Raw genomic sequence first — 17073 nt, 5'->3', positions numbered from 1 at the left:
TAATCAACCCATGCAAGATCGACAGGACCACTTCGCTTACTGCGTTCAGCTGTTTGGCGGAACTACCGCATTCGCTCGACGCTTACGAATAGATGAGCGATCTATCCGGCGATTCATCAATGGCGAGCGCCCAGTCAGCGATAGCCTATTGCAAGACACTGCTAAGGCATTGCGCGATCTCGCCTCGGAAGCCAGCGCGGCAGCAAATACAATTCGTGATATTTGATCGCCAAATGTCGCAATCTAGAGTTTTGCGCCTCGGACTGTAACAGTTGAGGGCTTTATCAGCTGCGGTTGTTCGGCAAAATTCGGGTTCGAAATCTGGTGCTGACCATGGGCATCCTTGGTTAGGTGAACTTGTTCTTCCAAGCACATCACGGTGTGCCGCGGGTTGCGGAAGAGCTGGTTGAACTCGTGGCAGGCCGGGATCGGTAGGCCACACAGAAGGCGTAGCGCCGCCGAAGGATTCAGGGCCATCGATGGCAAAGCCCTAGAGCGCGCCGGCGTGCCGGGTGCGTTGCCCGAAACGCCGCTTGGTGCGAGGATAAGGACGAATAATAGGTTTGCAGGACGGCATCACAATGACGAATACGCAGCCCGAAGCGCAAGCCGGAATGGTTTGGATCCCTGGCGGCACGTTCGCCATGGGTTCGGACACCTTCTATCCCGAGGAAGCGCCCGTGCGGCGCGTGTCGGTCGACGGGTTCTGGATCGATGCCACACCGGTCACCAATCGCCAATACGCGCAGTTCATTGCGGCGACCGGCTATCGCACCATTGCCGAAATCGCACCGGATCCCGCGCAGTATCCGGGCATGGCTCCCGAGATGGCGCAGCCCGGCTCGCTGGTATTTCATAAAACCACCGCGCCGGTGGACACTGGCAATCCAGCCAACTGGTGGCGCTTCGAGTTCGGCGCCGACTGGCGTCATCCACTGGGACCAGACCGGAACGTGGACGCTCTCAACCTCGTGGACCATCCGGTCGTCCAGATCGCCTATGCCGATGCGCAGGCCTATGCGGACTGGGCAGACAGGGATTTGCCGACTGAAGCCGAATTTGAATTCGCCGCGCGCGGCGGGCTCGACGGCGCGGACTATGCCTGGGGCGATGAACTGGCTCCCGGCGGGGCGATGCTCGCAAACTATTGGCAGGGCCTGTTTCCCTTTGCCAATCAGAAGCTGGACGGCTGGGAGCGTACCTCGCCTGTGAAGACCTACCCCGCTAATGGCTACGGGGTTTTCGACATGATCGGCAATACTTGGGAATGGACCAAGGACTGGTGGAGCGACAAGCCTGATGCGCGCATTCAGAAGAAAGCGGGTCAATCGTGCTGTACCGTCAGCAATCCGAGGGGAGGCAAACTAAAAGAAAGCTTCGATCCTTCACAACCGAACGTGCGGATCGGACGCAAAGTTCTGAAAGGCGGATCACATTTGTGCGCTGCGAACTATTGCCAGCGTTATCGTCCCGCCGCACGTCATCCCGAGATGATCGATACAGCCACATCGCACATCGGCTTTCGCTGCGTTCGACGTTGAGTAGCCGCTGTCACGCGAGCCCTTTAACTGAGTAGCTTGAATCTCCAAGTTAGGAGGAAAAGTGACGCGCATCAATCTTGCAATAGGCGCGGGCGATTACATCACTCTCCCTCCCATTAACGTGAGCTATTCCACAGCCGTGATCATCGCGACATTGCACAACGACGGCAATATCAAGATAGCCGAGACAGACTGAGCGGCCGCGTTACATGTTTGCCAACAAGACGTTCAGAAGATCTTCTTTGTAGAGTTCGTAGCTTGGTGGAGCGTGTATTCTACCGGCGTACCGTAGCTGATCGGAACGACGAAGTCGGCGCCTGAGTAGAGGCGGGTTGCCGGAAGCGAGGCACAATTATTGCCACCAGCATCGCACTGCCGCCCGTCGGCCAGTTCGACGCTTGCATTCGAGCCATTGTGGAAGGTGATCTTGCCCGGCGATCGGCTGGCCGTGATCTCTCCGGCAATCGCTGCGGGGCGGGCGATGACCAGCACATCGTAGCCGACGAAGACCTTGAGCGAGGTTTGCTCGGCCTCGATGGTGCCAGCCACGGGTTTGATGGTCACGCGGAAGATGCGCTCCTGGTGGTCGCGGGGCGTGACGAGCGCTACGCGCACGAGCTTGCTCTCACGTGGTTCGAGAACCAGTTTTTGCGGGCTCACCAGCAGCCCGGTGACCGTGGGGTCCGACGATTCAAGTCGTTTTTCTTGCGTGGTTCCAGGTGCCTGGATGACGGCTGGCTCGGCAACGATGTACTGCCGTTCGTCGCCGGTGTTGGTGATCTCGATGTCTTCGCGCGGCGGCGCAGTGGGCGCAAGATCGACGATCACCTTGCTGAGCGCGACCGCGGCTTGCGCTGGGGACGTCGCGAGAGCGCCCCCCAATACCGCCAAGCCGGCGACCATCGCGATGCCGCGCACTGGGAGCAGAGAGAATGCAGGGGTCATATGCGGTCCTTCAACTGACGGGTTGTGCAAGAGGTTTCGAAGCTAAGGGGGAAGGGGCTGCCGCACGGCAGACCTGGTCGCCGATGGTCGTATAGCCGTCCACCGGCGCGATCGATTGAAGCGCGACGTGGCAAATCAAGCCACCACGGGTACGTACGGTCAACGTTGCGCCATTGCCGGTCTGGATCAGGAAGTGGCCCTGCTCATCGCTCTGAGCAAGATCGCTGCCGGCCGTGATTTCGGCGTTAACGATGGGCGTGCCGTCGACCTTCACCAGCCGGCCGAACACCGATACGACAGGACGAGCGCTCCAGTTCAGTCGGACAACATTGCCGGGGTAGAGACTTACCTGCCGGGCATTGGCATCGTACGCGCTCAGCACACCACCCTTGGCGCGGACGCGTACCGCGTACGTGCGATAGGAAGGTAGGGCGAGCGTCACCTTCGTGCCGCTCTTCGCGAGTGCCGCGACGCGATTGTCGACCAGAACCTCGAAGGTGGTGTCACGCTGCTCGGCATCCACGCCGACGACGACCATCGCATCGCCATTGGCGCCATCGCCAAGCCTTGCTCCGCTCTGACCCACGACGAGCGCGGTGTGGAAGGAGGCGCTGTATTGCACCGCTCTGCCATCCAAAGGCTGGACCAGATCGAGACTGGCATCGCCCACTCTCCCCCGAGCCTGGACCCGCGCATCGGCGTAGCTGGTGCCGTTCGCATGCTGCACGCCGCCATCGATCTGAACTTGCGCGTCGAGCACGTCGTCGAAGCGACGCGAGACGTTGACACCCCCATACAATCCATCCTTCAGCGCTCTTCCGCCCGGACCGGATTGCACACCGCCCACGGTGGAGTAGGTCGTGCGCGGACGAGTTACAGAAAGAGTCAGCCCCGCGTAGGCTTGCCGCCCCAATCGCGTGAAGGCGTAGGTGGCGTTGGCATCCAGTGTGAGCGGACCGCGGCGCAGGACCGGCATGTAGACCGCTGGTCCAAAAGAGTAGTCGCGGCGGGTGCCGGCCTGGCTTCGATAATTTCCCGCCAGTGTCAGTCGCCCCTGGCCGAGGCGATAGCCGATGACCCCACTCAGCTGGGTATAGGCGCCCTGATCGCGGGTGTATTCCAGCCCTCCGGGCACCGGCAAAACAAATGTGGTTGCTGCCAGCAGGGGCCCGCCACCGGGATTCGAAACGTGTCGGGCATCAAGGTCGATCGACAGCGGGCCTGCGTCGGTTCGGGAGAGGTGGCCGAACAGGCCGAGGCCACGACTGCTGGAGACGTGAACTCCGGCGTCGAGCTGCCAGCTGGCGCTCAACACCGTGGCGCCCGCTGAAATCCACTGGCGCCGGTCGGTGCCGATCAGGCCGAGGTTTATGCTGAGAGCAGGTCGTATGCGGCGCGCCCAGCTCGCCTGGAACAGCGGTGTGCGGCTCACGTCTCCGACCAGCCCGTCGCTGTTGCGCACGAATGCACCAGCATAGATGAAGAAGGCGTCGTGCCCCGTCATCGGCAGGCTGGCGCTGCGCGAGAAGAAACGCCGCTCCTCTCGCGTTCCGCCGCTCGCTGATGTGATGCGCAAGATGACCGTGTAGGACCCATCGGGCAGACCCGAGGTATCGAGCGACTGGTTCCCGGCCTCGTAGGTCTGCGACGACATGACGTGGCCGTTAACCAGGATATCGACACGCGCCCGCTGATCCAGAAACAGGATCAGCGGACTGCCAGAGAGCTGGTCGCGATCGAGCCAGGTGTCGAACTGTGTCGAAATGCCGGCGCCCATTATCTTGATACGGTCGATCAGCGTGTTGCCGGGAAGCCAAAAGGCTCCAGCGCGGTAGCGCAGGCCTGGCTGGTCGATCTCTGCCACCAGCGTATCGGTCTGAAAGCCGGAGTAGCTGGCCTGCTGGATGTTCGCTCGAATTCGGCCGGTACCGATGCCGAGCACGGCGTTGTCCTGCAGGAAATACTGTGCCGGCACGCCTCCTCCGCCCGCGACGGTGGCGGTTATGAAGTTCACCAGACCCGGAGTGGACGAAGGCTGCGGCAGATGCTTCATCCGCACAGCGGCGCGCACGGTCAGGTAACGTGGGTTGATCACGATATCGACGCGATAGCGCGCGGCGTCATAGACGATCGCCGCCACGTCGGGGGTCGGCCATGGGCAGGCCGTCGCGGCTCCCGGCGGGCAGACGGCTTCGTCATGCGGATCGAGCGCTGCGTCCGAAAGGGACGCGGCCACCGGAAGGCGGTCGCTGATTTCGGGCAAGCTGTCGACGAGCGTGAGGGGATCGACGAAACGGAACGTTCCACCGTTAACGATGGCCAACGCTTCGCCGACAAGATTGCCGTTCATGTAAACGTCGACGGAGACCTGTTGCGGTCCCGTTAGGTTTTCGAAACCACTGGGAGCAGTGACGCGCATCGCGATACGAGGTCGCGTGGGATTGCCGGCGTCAGCCTTGGCGACAGTCGCGCCGAGTGTCGCTACGGCCGTGAATGCGGCGACCAGACCCGCTCGCCGGGCAGTACTGCGAAGGTATGTCTGCGTCATGCCCGCCGTCAGTTCGGCGAAACCAGCAGCGTCAGCGTTCCAGAATAGCTGCCGGCCTGCGCGGCGCTCAGGCTGGCGGCAGGCAAAGTGACGAGGAGGGTGGCGCCGCCCGCCAGCAGGCTGCCCAGCGAGCACAGAATGTTCAATGCGCCAGGCGTAAAGCGGGTGGCCTGCCCGGCGGTCAGTTGCGTGCCCGTGGTTTGCGAAGCCACTGCTGCCCACTGGACGGTATATGGCATCTGTGCTGAGCCGTTGAGGAGCGCGAAGCTTTCGTTCGTGCCCGAACCGGTGGCGCGGACGGAGTAGCTGCCCGTACTGGTGAAAACGCACAGGTTTTCAGAAACGGTCGTACTGGACGTAACCGAGGCGATGGCGCCGAACGATAGATCGGAGAGTGCGCCGATCTGCACGTTCTGCAAGCCCTGCGCCGACGCAGGCGCTACCGTACAAAACATACCGGCGATGGCGCACGCGCAGCCGATCGCCCCGCGCATCGACGGTGCCATGATCATGCTCCTTCTGGCGGACCTGCGCCCGACGTCGATTTCGGCTCGGGCGGACGTGGTCGCAGGAGATCTCCGATGCGCTTACTGGGGCGTGACGACCAAGGTCAGCACGCCGGTGTAAGCCGCGTTTGCCACCATCGCCGCCTGATCTGCCGCGCCGATCGAAACGAACAACGTCGATGTCGGACTGGCCCCGAGATTGCACAGCGGAAGTGTCGCGGCACTGGTGAAGGCCGTGGAGGCAACATTCGTGGTCAGCGACGTGCCCGAGGTCGCGCCTGCGGTGTTCGCCCAGGCTACCGAATAGGGGATCGCCGCATTGGTGCCGCTTGCCAAGGTGAAGGCATTGGTCGTGCCGTTGCCAGTGGCCCTTATCGTGTAGCTCTTGCTCGCAGTGTTACTCCAGACGCAGACATTGTCGGTCTGCTGGGCCGTTGCACTTCCCGTCAGTCCGGAGAAGGTAATGTCATTCAAGTCGGAGATCTGGACCAGCGCATTGATGGTGGCGTTGATGGTCACAGTACCGGTCGAAGTTGCCCCAATGCTTCCTTGAGTAGCCGCTTGTGCAGTAGTCGCCATGATACCACAGCCGATCAACGCAGATGTGATCAAGGTTACGACAGAACGCTTCTTTGCGGAACGGAGCATTATAGGTGATCCTGCCTATGAACACGTCACGAGATATGACTTTATGTGTTGTTTAGTGACAGATATTTCTATGTTTTTGCCGTTAACAACACCTTACTAAATGACTGCGCAACGGTCATATTTTAGATTGGGATCGGTTGTAATTAAACAACTACATCGGTTATAATGCGGGTCCGTCTAGCGCTGGGGCATGTTGGACCGGTAACAGGCGCTCAGGGTCGTAGCCCACCCATTTTGACGTGGGGTGAGCCATGGGTGCGTAGGCGCAACCCGGCAGGGCTAAAGTTTTCCGGCGGCATTGGTCTGTCGAACGTAACTCATCGAGACAGGAAAGTGTGTTACTGGCGTGATCCTCAGGAAACGGCATGTATGCCGCTGCCAGTCACATGCTATGGCACCACCTCCTCCAAACAGCGAAGTCACGAATGAGGTCTTGGGCGCCGCGCATTTAAGAACCGCTGGTTGATTTTCGACATATTCCGCGCCGTCGCTGGTGAAATTTGATCCTCTTAACTCGCTGTAGCCTGCCGCAGTCACGCATTCGTGTGGTTGGCACGGCTCTTGATAGGTGCGGCGCAATTGCGCGACGACGCGCCCAGTCAGGGGATTTCGATGCCAGTAGAATTCGTCGGAGCGCTTGCCGCACGCAATCAGTTCATCGGCCCGCCCAGCGGCGGTCAGAACATCGATCTCGAATTCCTGCGCGATCTTGCGCGCGCGCATGAAAATGCGGGATTCGACCGCGTTCTCATGTTGGCAGGAGGCGAATCCATCGTCGCCACCGGCTTTGCCGCTTCGCACACGGAACGGCTCGGCTTCATGATCCCGTTCCGCCCCGGCCCACTATCGCCGCTGCAGGGAGCCAAGACCCTGGCGGCGCTGGATCACGTGACGAACGGCCGCATTCGTGTGCATGCGATCACCGGCATTACCGCCGAGCCTGGCCTTGGCGATTTCCTGACCGACAAGGACGAACGCTACGCCCGCACCAGCGAGTACCTGGACGTATTGCGGCGCGCCTGGACAGAAGATGCGCCGTTCGATCATGATGGCAAATACTACCAGCTCAAGAATGTCTTCACGCCGATCAAACCGCTTCAGCAACCGCACCCCCCGGTGTCGTTCGGCGGATCTTCGGACGCGGCGTACCATGTTGCTGCGCGTCATTGTGATCTCTATGCCTTGTGGGCGGAACCGCTTTCGGACGTCAAAGAGCAAATCGCCAAGCTGCGCTCTGCCGCTGCTGCGATCGGCAAGCCGGCGCCGCGTGTCAGCCTTTCGGTACGCCTGATCATCGGGAATACCGAAGCGCAGGCCTGGGAAAAGGCACATGACATTGCGGACCGGCTGGCAAGCCATCGCCGCAACGCCGCCCCCAATCCGCTTTTCCATGGCGTGCAGGGAACCGGTACCAAACGTCTGCTGGCCGCTGCGGAGCGTGGCGATCGCCATGACAAATGCCTGTGGTTCGGCACCGCCACGGCCGTGGGCGCGACCCATGACTCCACCGCTCTCGTCGGCACCCCCGATCAGATTGTCGAGGCCCTGCTGGATTACTACGACATCGGCATCACGACGTTCCTAAATCGGGGCTATGAGCCGCTTTACGACGCCGTCGATTACGGGCGCTGGATTATTCCCGCCGTGCGGGAAGAAGTGCGCCGACGCGAGGAAGCGGCGGCCAGTGCGCCGCTTCTCCAGACCGCCTGATGGGAGCACATGAAATGATCGGTCACAGCCCCCCGCGCCTTTCCAGCGAAGCGGAAGCGATTGCCGCCGCTCACGAAGCGGCGCGACAGATTGCCGAACTGGCCCGCGATGCCTCTCGTAACGACAGCGTGCCGCATGAAGCGGCGGCCATCCTGTCCGCATCCGGCGTTACGAGCATCTACGTGCCCCGCGAATTCGGCGGACTGGGCGCATCGATAGAAACGGTCGTCGATACCGTGCGTATCATTTCCACAGCGGATGGGGGCGTTGGGCAGCTGCTGCAAATCCACAACGTCATGATTCGTGGCGTGTTCGGTCGCCCGGACGACGCGTTTCGTGCCCGCCTGATCGCCGACATCTTTGCCGGCAAGCGTTTCGGCAACGCTTTGGCCGAAGGCAAGGGCAAGGGTAAAGGTGGCGGAACGCGGCTGTCGCTGGACAACGCAGGCATCTGGCGTCTCAACGGCCGCAAGACGTTCGCGACCGGCTGCTATCTGGCGGAATGGATTTCGATTTCGGCCACCAGCGATGATGGTCCCGTCGGCGTGCTGCTCCACCGCGATACCCCGGGCCTGTCACTCGAAGATGATTGGGACGCCTTTGGGCAACAACATTCGGTCAGCGGCAGCATCAGTTTCAACAACGTAGCCGTGGATCCGCGCTTCGCGCCAAAGGCAAACGGCGAAGGAGCCGCCACCGATTTCATGCCGCGTACCGGCCTGACGTGGCCTCAGATCCTTCACGCCGCGATCGACACCGGCATTGCTCGTGGAGCGCTGGAGGCAGCCAGCATCTATATCCGCGACAACATGCGCGCCTGGCCGGAAGCCGGCGTGGATCGGGCAGCCGATGAACATTACACGATAAAGCGCATCGGCGAGTATGCCGTCGCCGTCCGCGCGGCGGAATCGGCACTGCGCCATGCGGCCCGCACGTTCGACCGTTTCAAGGCCGATCCCGGCAACCGCTCGCTGGAGGACGAACTGATCCTTGCAACCGCCACCGCCCGCGCGCAGTCCGACGACGCATCGATTTTCATCGGCAGCGACCTGTTCTCGCTCACCGGTGCGAATTCCACGCTCGATCGGTGGAATCTGAGCCGGTATTGGGCGGATGCGCGGGTCCATACCACCCACGATCCGATCCGCTGGCGCATCTACCACATCGGCAACTTCTACCTGAATGGCGTCCCGCCGGATGAATACGGCCGGGCCGCGCGGCTTCGGCAGCAGGAGATCGCCATCGCCACCAACTCCTCCCCCATAACGGAGAACGCGTCCTCATGAGCGCCCAGATCGCCACCGATCTTCTTGATCGAGACCGTCCGGCACCGTCGCGTTTCGCTGACGAAGCAGAGGCCATCGCTGCCGCGCACGAAGCCGCGGCCCTGATCTCGGCAATCTCGGCCGACTCGTCCGAACGCCAGCGTATCCCGCATGAGCAGGCAGCGATTCTTGAGCGGTCGGGCATCACCGCCATTGCCCTACCGATCGAAAGCGGAGGGATCGCGGCCTCCGTCGCTACGGTTGTCGAGATCACGCGGATCATCTCGGCGGCGGACGGCGGAGTGGGTCAGCTGGTGCAGATCCACCATATGATGTTGCGTGGCTTGCTACGCCGTCCCCCCGGCGCGTTGCGCGACAGGATCATTGCTGATGTCGCCGCCGGAAAGCGCCTTGGCCACGCTGCGGCGGAAACAGGCGGCAAGCATAAATTCGATATCCGTACCCAAGCCGCGCGTAATGCCGATGGCCGATTGGTCGTCAACGGGGCAAAGTTCTACGCTACCGGCAGTTATCTGGCCGAGTGGATTTTCTCCGGTGCAAAGTCTGACGCGGGCCAGATCGGCTTCGTCGTTAACCGCGACACACCAGGGCTGTTTCTGGACGACGACTGGCACTCCTTCGGCCAGCGCCACTCGGTAAGCGGCGGAGTGCGTTTCGTCGATCTGGTGCTGGATGACGAACAAGTTACCCTTCCCGCGTCCGGCGCTCCCGCAAAACCGGAACGCACCGGCCTAACGTGGGCGCAGATCAACCACGCCGCGATCGACTGCGGCATCGCGCGCGGCGCGTTCGACGCAGCGATCCACTATCTCAATAATCACTCCAATGTATGGATCGATGCCGAAGTCGATCGCGCGGTTCAGGAACCGCTGATCATCAAGCGGATCGGCGATTACGCCGTGGCGCTACGCGTGGCGGAATCACTACTGCGTGACGCGGCCGAACTCTACGATAAATACAATGCAAAAGGTCGGCCGGAAGAACTGGACGACGAACTCATCTTGTCCGTAGCCGCCGCTCGCGTAAAGACCGACGAGGCTGCGCTTCTCATATCCAGCGATATGTTCTCGCTTTTGGGGGCCAGTTCATCGTATCGCAAGTTCAACCTGGATCGTTTCTGGTCGGACGTGCGCGTTCACACTACCCATGACCCTATCCGCTGGCGCCTGCATCATGTTGGCGATTATTATCTGAATGGTACCCCGCCGCACGAATATTCGGCCGCTGCGGTTCGGCGGCCGGTAACTTCGCCCCGGAATTGAGTGATGAGCGACGCCCAAGCTGCCACCGCTCATGCGGAGCCATGCGGCTTACCTGGTAAGCGGTCACGTCTCGCCGATCATCCGCTGCTGCGGAGCTTGGCTCTATACCGAACAATCCCGGTATTGTTCGGCGTCACCTTCGCCTTGTTCACCGTCGTTCACCTGAGCCTTGCGCTGCAACAGTGGCTGATCGGGCGGGGGCTTGATGCGGCGAATTCGGGGAAGGCAGCTACCCGGCTTCCGGACGGGAGCATCGACCTTACCGTCGCCTCGCACTGGGCGCTGCTGCTGGTCGGCCTGGCCGCAACCCGCGGCGTGCTGCAGTACATATCCGGCATCTGCAGCATCCGGGCCAGTCAGGCCCTGCTGTCGACGTTGCGCGAACGCATTCTGGTGAAAGTGCAGACCCTTCAGCTCGGCTATCACTGGGAACATGGCATGGGCGAGATGATCACTCGCACCACGCGCGATGCGGACAAGCTGCGTGATGCCCTCGTCGCGTTCTGGCGGCAGACGGTGGAAACTGCGCTCGTCGTCACTGCGGCAATGGGCCTTCTGTTCTGGTACAACTGGGCGCTGGGGCTGGTGCCTTTTCTGTTGACGCTGCTGGGGTTCTGGATCTTCGTTCGGCAGACCGACACGCTGGTTATCCTCGATCGCAATGTCAGCGATGCCTACGATCAGGTGAACCAGGATCTGTCAGAGGGCATCAGCGGCGTTCGGGTCATCAAATCCTTCCGTCTTGAACAGGGCCGGGTCAACAAGTTCAGGGGGCATGTTGGCTTCTTCCTCGACCAGTCCCGTCATGCCCTGGCTTGGTCCAGCTCACGCATCCCTATTCCGCAGGCCGTGGTGGCGCTGGGGCATGTCTGGATCCTGTCCTATGGCGCCCACCTCGTGGCGGCAGGCGCGATCGGCGTGGGAGAGCTGGTGTCGGCTCTGCTGATCGCCACCACACTGGTGTTCCGCGTCGAAACGATCGGGCGGGTCATGCGCATTTTCGCCGATGCCCGCGCCTCGGCGGCACGCATCTGGGATTTGCTGGATGAGCAGCCCACCATCATCAGTGGCGACACGATGACTGCCGATGGCCCCCTGGGTTTCCGTCTTGAAGAAGTGCGGCTGCTTGCCCCAGGCGGCGAGATCCCCGTGCTGGAAGAATGCACCATGACCGTCGAGCCGGGCCAGATCGTAGCGCTGGTCGGCGCGACAGGCTCGGGCAAAAGTTCGCTGGCGTCACTGCTGCCACGGCTTGCCGATGTCGATGGCGGTACGGTGTCGGTAGGATCGGAGGGGGTTGGCTGGCACGATGTCCGCCTGCTGGATCTCGCCGTTCTGCGCCGCCGCGTTCACGTGGTCCCGCAGGACATCTTCCTATTCTCGGACACTCTGGCCGCAAACCTGCGCGCCGCAGCGCCTGACGCGGACGACGATGCGCTTATCGAAGCGCTGCGTTTGGCGGGCGCTGACGAACTGCTGGCCCGACTTCCCGAGGGACTCGACACCCGCATTGGCGATCGCGGCGTCACCTTGTCTGGCGGCCAGCGCCAACGCTTGTGTCTCGCCCGCGCGCTTATCGCGGCGCCCGATATTCTGGTGCTGGACGACGCGACGAGCGCGCTGGACGCAGTCACCGAGCGCACCGTACTGAACAACATTCGCGGCCTTCAGGCTCAGCACGGCGGACGCATGACCGTCCTGCTGATCACCAGCAAGCTATCATCGGTGCTGCTTGCCGACCGAACATTGCTCAGCACCGATGGCCGCATCGCTGCCAGTGGCACTCATGAACTCCTTTCCGCCGACCCGCTCTATCGCGACCTGCTGGGGATCGACCGTGCCGCAGCCTGACAACAAGCGTATCCTGAGCGACATCGAAATCGAGGAAATGCTGGCCCGGCACGCGCTGGATCGCGGCATGTTCCGCCGCCTGCTCCCCCTGCTCCATCCGGTGCGTAAGCAGGTCGCGGCGGTCTTCGCCCTTGAAACCATCCTGGTGGCGATAGTGTTCGTGCGACCATGGTTCGTGGGGCAACTGCTGGACCATGGGCTAGTCAAGGGCGCTGCGGGTTGGACCCTGGACGAACGCCTGCTGACGGGGCTCAGCCTTGGACTGGCCCTGACGTGGCTGGCTCGTTTTGTGTTTGCCGGTTTGTCGAGTTATCTTGCCGGCGCAGCGGCCCTGCGTGTGCTGAACGACCTTCGTGTCCGCATATTCCAGCACATCCAGGCGCTCAGCGTCGGCTATTTCGATCGCACCAAGGCTGGACGCATCCTGTCGCGCGCGGATCGCGATGTGGATGCGCTGGAAGCACTGCTGGTGCAGGGACCGCCCGACATGCTGTCCGCGGTACTACGCTTCGGCGGCGCGGCAATCATGCTGTGGATCATGTCACCACTGCTCCTGCTCGCATTGGCCAGCGTCGTTCCATTTCTTGTAGCGGGAACGTGGTTGTTCAAGCGTGTCTCGCAGAAAAGCTGGGCGGTTGTTGCGGAAAACCGCAGCCGGTTCACCTCGCATTTGGTGGAAACCGTATCGGGCGTGCGGATGATCCAGCAACTGGTGCGGCAGGAACCCAACCGCATGCGCTATCGCGAACTGCTCAAGGACTTCGACAACGCACTGGTGCGCGGCAACAAGCGCTCGGGATGGTTCGCGCCGCTCAGCGGATTGCTGAACGCGGCGGGCATGGCGATGATCCTGCTGGTGGGCAGCTACAGCCTTGCACAGGGACACATCACTCTGGGAGAACTGGCGCAAAGCCTGTTCTACGTCATGCTTTTCCTGGGGCCGCTTCAGGATTTGAACGACCTGTTCGAACGCTACGCATCCGGCTCCGCGTCGGCACAGCGGGTATTCCTCCTGCTCGATACCAAGCCTGAGATAGTGGACGTTGAAGATCCTGTGCCGTCGTTCGCAATGCGCGGTGATGTGGAATTTCGTACAGTCGGATTTTCGTACGCGCCAGGTGTCCTGCCCCGGGTATTGCATGACTTGTCATTGAAGATCCAGGCCGGAGAAGTGCTCGCCGTCGTGGGCGCGACTGGCCATGGCAAGAGCACTCTCGTCCAGCTTCTGACCCGGTTCTATGAAGCGCAGACGGGCGCCGTCCTTGTCGATGGTGTGGACGTGAAACACATGCGCCAGTCCGAACTGCGCCGACAAGTGGGCGTGGTGCTGCAGGACAACGTGCTGTTCAGCGGATCTGTGCTGGACAACCTGCGACAGGCCCGGCCCGAGGCGGACGACGAGGAACTGATCGACGCCGCCCGCGCCCTTGATGCAGATGAAGTACTGGGCCGGCTGGCTCATGGCTACCACACGCAGGTCGGTCCGCTGGGCGCAAGCCTGAGCCATGGTCAGCGCCAACTGGTGTGCCTGGTGCGCGCGTACCTCACGGATCCGGCCGTCCTAGTCCTTGATGAGGCCACATCTGCCGTGGACGTGCATACCGAACGGATGATCCAGCGCGCGCTGCGCCGTCTGTGCGAAGGTCGTACGGCGATCATCATTGCCCATCGTCTGGCAACGATCCGCGATGCTGACCGAATTGCCGTCATTCGTGATGGTCAGGTCGTGGAACTCGGTAGTCACCTTGAATTGACGAGCAAAGGCGGCGCCTACGCCAGCCTTTACGAAGCATACGAGCGCCAAAGCGGAGTAGTTTCGGAAGGTCCGATTGAGGCAATGGCATCCTGAATTTGCTGTTGTTAGGTTGGTGAATGCTGCTGACCAGCTAAGAACTACGCACATGCATGGAATGTTATGACTGCTGATATAGCGTCATTGATCATGGAGTAGTGGTGATAATACGCCACCGTCCGCCAACAGATATGCTCACTTCACCTGAAAACCTGCCGACATACAGCGACTTAAGTCGCAGCCTTTCGGTTTGGCCCGACCCTTGCAGATACTGAGGCATGCGGGGGCAAACCGCGCAGTCGATGATCGGCACTGCCGTGAGACGCGCGATCCGCAGCTTGGATCAACTCAGCGGTTTCGGAGCAAACCTTTCATGAACTGGAAACACCACCTGGGACACAGCGCCGCCGCGGCTGCACTGATCGCACCCGGCATCTCCTGGGCCGACGCCGTCCCTCTGGCTGCGGAAGCGGCTGCTGACGCCGAAATCGGAGGCAACATCGTCGTCACGGGCGCCCGCAGTGCCGGGCGAACGGTGGAAAACAGCCCCACTCCGATCGATGTCCTTCCCGCCAAGACTCTGCAGCAGGCGAACCAGACAAGTTTGTTGCAGGCGTTAAATGACACTCTGCCGTCCTTCAACGTACCCAACATGCCCAGCTACGGCATCAACACGTTCATCCGCGCCGGTCAGTTGCGCGGCCTCAGCAGCGGTCACACGCTGGTGCTGATCAACGGCAAGCGCCGCCATGTGACCGCCCGCCTTGGCGTCAACGACGTGGGGGTAGCCGCCGTAGACCTGGGCCTTATCCCACTGAGCACGATCGATCGGGTGGAAGTACTGCGCGATGGCGCGTCCGCCATCTACGGTTCCGACGCGATAGCGGGCGTGATCAACGTCATTACGCGCAAATCTTCCGAAGGCGGCGAGATTTCAGCGCGAGCCGGGCAGTACTATCAAGGTGGCGGCTGGGTCCAGCAATACAACGCCGGTGCTGGCCTGGCCCTTGGCGAAGGAGGCCACCTTTACGTCTCTGCTCAGTACGTCGATCAAAAAGCATTGTTCGGCGATGGCGACGTGCCGGACAATATCCTGTTCTACTTCCCTCGCAACGCCGCTGGGCAGCAGGTCTTGCCTGCAGGTAACCCTTCGACGGCGCCGACCCTGCCGGCTGGCGCGACCCCGGACCCGCGCGAGGCTACTGTCGAACGTCGCCGCATTTTTGGCGCGGCGGGCGGCGTGCCCCGCGCTCAGGTGGCATCCTTCACTGCCGACATCGGCGTGCCGCTCGGCGCTGCCGCAGAGCTTTACGGCTTCGGCGATTATTCATGGCGCAAAGGCCGGTCCCCGCAACACTATCGCTTTCCTTCGCGCGACCAGAACGTGCGCGCCATCTGGCCGGACGGGTTCACGCCCTACAGCGGCATAGTGGAAAACAACTTTTCCGGTTTGCTGGGCCTGCGCGGCGAAATTGGCGATGGCTGGAACTGGGACGTATCGAGTGGATACGGACAGGACGACATCGACACGTACGTCTACGATTCCATTAGCCCCAGTTACGGACTGCAAAGCCAGACCGATTTCTTCCTCGGCAACTATCGCTACACCGCTTGGACATCCAACGCCGACATTCGCAAGAGCACGGAAGACGGTCTGTTCGGCTTTGGTACGGACTGGTCTGCCGGGGCCGAATTCCGGCGCGAGACCTATCGGCGCACGGCAGGAGACCTGCAATCGTGGGGATATGGCGGCCAGCCTATTCTGGATGGCCCGAACGCCGGCAAGCCGATCTCCCTCTCGGATGCCGGATCGCAGGCCGATACGGGCGTGCGACCTGAGGACGCCGCGCGGGACAGCCGAAATTCCTACGCGCTTTATGCTGGGCTTTCGCTCAGGCCAAGCGAGGGCGCCACGTTGGATCTCGCCGCCCGTTATGAACGATACCAGCGGGCGGGCGACGTGCTGACCGGCCGCATATCCGGCCGGTTGGAACTGGCAGATGGCCTCGCGATCCGTGGCACGGCAAGCACCGGTTTCCAGGCGCCTGCCCTGGCAGCACTCACGTTCCGGCAGACCGGCGTGACGGTGAACCAGACCAACCATATTCTGTCCGTCAATTCACCCGAGGCACAGGCGCTTGGCGCCCGCCCGCTGAAGCCGGAGCGATCGACGAACTTCAGCCTCGGGCTCGTCGCGCAGCCGCTCGATGGCGTGAACCTTTCTGTCGATGTGTACCAGGTGCGGGTGCGGGATCGCATATCGCAGATCGGTGCTTTCCGTGAATCCACGCATCCGGGTTCCGGCGTGCTGGTTCAGGCTGCATCGCCCACCTTCGGTCCTGACGACAGCATATCGTACCTGATCAACGCCGGCACCACGCGAACACGCGGCGTCGATGTCGTACTCGATGGCAAGTTCGATGTGGGAGCAGGTGCTATCCGATGGAGCCTGGCCGGAAACTACAACAAGACGACGTTCCTTGATGTAGTCGATACGCCTGCGGTGCTGCAGCAGTTCAACATCGTGTTGATATCGGCGGCCACCCAAGCGCAGATCCTCTATCGCGCGCCCCGCCTCAAAGGTATCGCATCGATAAACTGGGAGTCCGGCCCTTTCTCGCTCGGGCTGCGTGGTACGTACTACGGCAAGATCAACCGTTCCTATACTCTTACCCATCCAACCGGCCCGAACACGATCGAACTGGTCGACGTCGGCAACATTTTCATCGCCGATCTGGAGTCGGGTTACGAGTTCACAGAACGGCTTGGGTTGCGCGTCAACGTGAACAACCTGTTCGATGCTAAACCTGCACAAGTCCCCATCAATGCGACGTCGCGGTGGCCGTTTTCGTCCGTTGCCTATATACAGGACAGCCCGGTCAATCCGCTCGGCGGTTTCTACTCTGCCACGCTTTCCTACCGCTGGTAAAACGAAAGGGGCCGTGGAAGGTGGTGGTAATCGCTGCCACCTTCCACGGCTTCGG

The 17073-nt window shown here is 61.6% G+C and carries 12 protein-coding genes; 8 read left to right on the top strand and 4 right to left on the bottom strand.

What is annotated here, in order from left to right; genetic code table 11:
- The first annotated feature begins 614 nt into the window (after positions 1-614).
- Both ACZ1JM_RS00230 and ACZ1JM_RS00225 read left to right on the top strand, forming a co-directional pair.
- Positions 615-1541: a formylglycine-generating enzyme family protein gene (locus ACZ1JM_RS00230; protein ID WP_465132539.1), complete on the top strand. Its 927-nt coding sequence runs from the start codon at positions 615-617 to the stop codon at positions 1539-1541.
- A gap of 61 nt (positions 1542-1602) precedes the next feature.
- Positions 1603-1737: a hypothetical protein gene (locus ACZ1JM_RS00225; RefSeq protein WP_465132097.1), complete on the top strand. Its 135-nt coding sequence runs from the start codon at positions 1603-1605 to the stop codon at positions 1735-1737.
- A 32-nt stretch (positions 1738-1769) separates the two neighbouring features.
- Here the strand turns inward: ACZ1JM_RS00225 and ACZ1JM_RS00220 are convergent, their stop codons facing one another.
- The 4 genes from ACZ1JM_RS00220 to ACZ1JM_RS00205 all read right to left on the bottom strand — a co-directional run bounded on the left by ACZ1JM_RS00220 (position 1770) and on the right by ACZ1JM_RS00205 (position 6188).
- Positions 1770-2486, bottom strand: coding sequence for a fimbrial biogenesis chaperone (locus ACZ1JM_RS00220; protein WP_465132096.1), 717 nt, complete (start codon positions 2484-2486; stop codon positions 1770-1772).
- A gap of 10 nt (positions 2487-2496) precedes the next feature.
- Complete coding sequence (locus ACZ1JM_RS00215) at positions 2497-5034, bottom strand: TcfC E-set like domain-containing protein (protein ID WP_465132095.1); 2538 nt, start codon at positions 5032-5034, stop codon at positions 2497-2499.
- Between the two features lie 8 nt (positions 5035-5042).
- A complete protein-coding gene (locus tag ACZ1JM_RS00210; protein ID WP_465132094.1) occupies positions 5043-5540 on the bottom strand; it encodes a hypothetical protein in 498 nt (165 codons plus the stop codon).
- Between the two features lie 81 nt (positions 5541-5621).
- Positions 5622-6188 (bottom strand): hypothetical protein, encoded by a 567-nt coding sequence (locus ACZ1JM_RS00205; RefSeq protein WP_465132093.1) that lies wholly within the window; start codon positions 6186-6188, stop codon positions 5622-5624.
- Positions 6189-6800: 612 nt separating this feature from the next.
- Between ACZ1JM_RS00205 and ACZ1JM_RS00200 the strand changes: the two genes are divergently transcribed.
- The 6 genes from ACZ1JM_RS00200 (at position 6801) to ACZ1JM_RS00175 (ending at position 17018) form a co-directional block, all read left to right on the top strand.
- Positions 6801-7898: an LLM class flavin-dependent oxidoreductase gene (locus ACZ1JM_RS00200; protein ID WP_465132092.1), complete on the top strand. Its 1098-nt coding sequence runs from the start codon at positions 6801-6803 to the stop codon at positions 7896-7898.
- Positions 7899-7912: 14 nt separating this feature from the next.
- Positions 7913-9184: an acyl-CoA dehydrogenase family protein gene (locus ACZ1JM_RS00195; protein ID WP_465132091.1), complete on the top strand. Its 1272-nt coding sequence runs from the start codon at positions 7913-7915 to the stop codon at positions 9182-9184.
- Positions 9181-10446: an acyl-CoA dehydrogenase family protein gene (locus ACZ1JM_RS00190; protein ID WP_465132090.1), complete on the top strand. Its 1266-nt coding sequence runs from the start codon at positions 9181-9183 to the stop codon at positions 10444-10446. Before ACZ1JM_RS00195 ends, ACZ1JM_RS00190 begins: the two co-directional genes overlap by 4 nt.
- A gap of 3 nt (positions 10447-10449) precedes the next feature.
- Positions 10450-12297 carry an ABC transporter ATP-binding protein gene (locus ACZ1JM_RS00185; protein ID WP_465132089.1) on the top strand — a complete coding sequence of 616 codons (1848 nt, stop codon included), beginning with the start codon at positions 10450-10452 and terminating at the stop codon, positions 12295-12297.
- Entirely contained in the window at positions 12233-14146 is a 1914-nt protein-coding gene (locus tag ACZ1JM_RS00180; protein WP_465132088.1) for an ABC transporter ATP-binding protein, read from the top strand. Before ACZ1JM_RS00185 ends, ACZ1JM_RS00180 begins: the two co-directional genes overlap by 65 nt.
- 316 nt (positions 14147-14462) lie before the next feature.
- Positions 14463-17018 (top strand): TonB-dependent receptor plug domain-containing protein, encoded by a 2556-nt coding sequence (locus tag ACZ1JM_RS00175; protein WP_465132087.1) that lies wholly within the window; start codon positions 14463-14465, stop codon positions 17016-17018.
- Positions 17019-17073 lie beyond the last annotated feature (55 nt).

The organism is Novosphingobium sp. BL-S-24, from assembly GCF_055521575.1.
This window is presented reverse-complemented; position numbering and strand designations above follow the sequence as displayed.

Bases quoted from the DNA above. Each gene is read 5' to 3' on its own strand.
- ACZ1JM_RS00230 (WP_465132539.1), top strand. From the start codon at position 615: ATGGTTTGGATCCCTGGCGGCACGTTCGCCATGGGTTCGGACACCTTC.
- ACZ1JM_RS00220 (WP_465132096.1), bottom strand. From the start codon at position 2,486: ATGACCCCTGCATTCTCTCTGCTCCCAGTGCGCGGCATCGCGATGGTC.
- ACZ1JM_RS00215 (WP_465132095.1), bottom strand. From the start codon at position 5,034: ATGACGCAGACATACCTTCGCAGTACTGCCCGGCGAGCGGGTCTGGTC.
- ACZ1JM_RS00210 (WP_465132094.1), bottom strand. From the start codon at position 5,540: ATGGCACCGTCGATGCGCGGGGCGATCGGCTGCGCGTGCGCCATCGCC.
- ACZ1JM_RS00205 (WP_465132093.1), bottom strand. From the start codon at position 6,188: ATGCTCCGTTCCGCAAAGAAGCGTTCTGTCGTAACCTTGATCACATCT.
- ACZ1JM_RS00200 (WP_465132092.1), top strand. From the start codon at position 6,801: ATGCCAGTAGAATTCGTCGGAGCGCTTGCCGCACGCAATCAGTTCATC.
- ACZ1JM_RS00195 (WP_465132091.1), top strand. From the start codon at position 7,913: ATGATCGGTCACAGCCCCCCGCGCCTTTCCAGCGAAGCGGAAGCGATT.
- ACZ1JM_RS00190 (WP_465132090.1), top strand. From the start codon at position 9,181: ATGAGCGCCCAGATCGCCACCGATCTTCTTGATCGAGACCGTCCGGCA.
- ACZ1JM_RS00185 (WP_465132089.1), top strand. From the start codon at position 10,450: ATGAGCGACGCCCAAGCTGCCACCGCTCATGCGGAGCCATGCGGCTTA.
- ACZ1JM_RS00180 (WP_465132088.1), top strand. From the start codon at position 12,233: ATGAACTCCTTTCCGCCGACCCGCTCTATCGCGACCTGCTGGGGATCG.
- ACZ1JM_RS00175 (WP_465132087.1), top strand. From the start codon at position 14,463: ATGAACTGGAAACACCACCTGGGACACAGCGCCGCCGCGGCTGCACTG.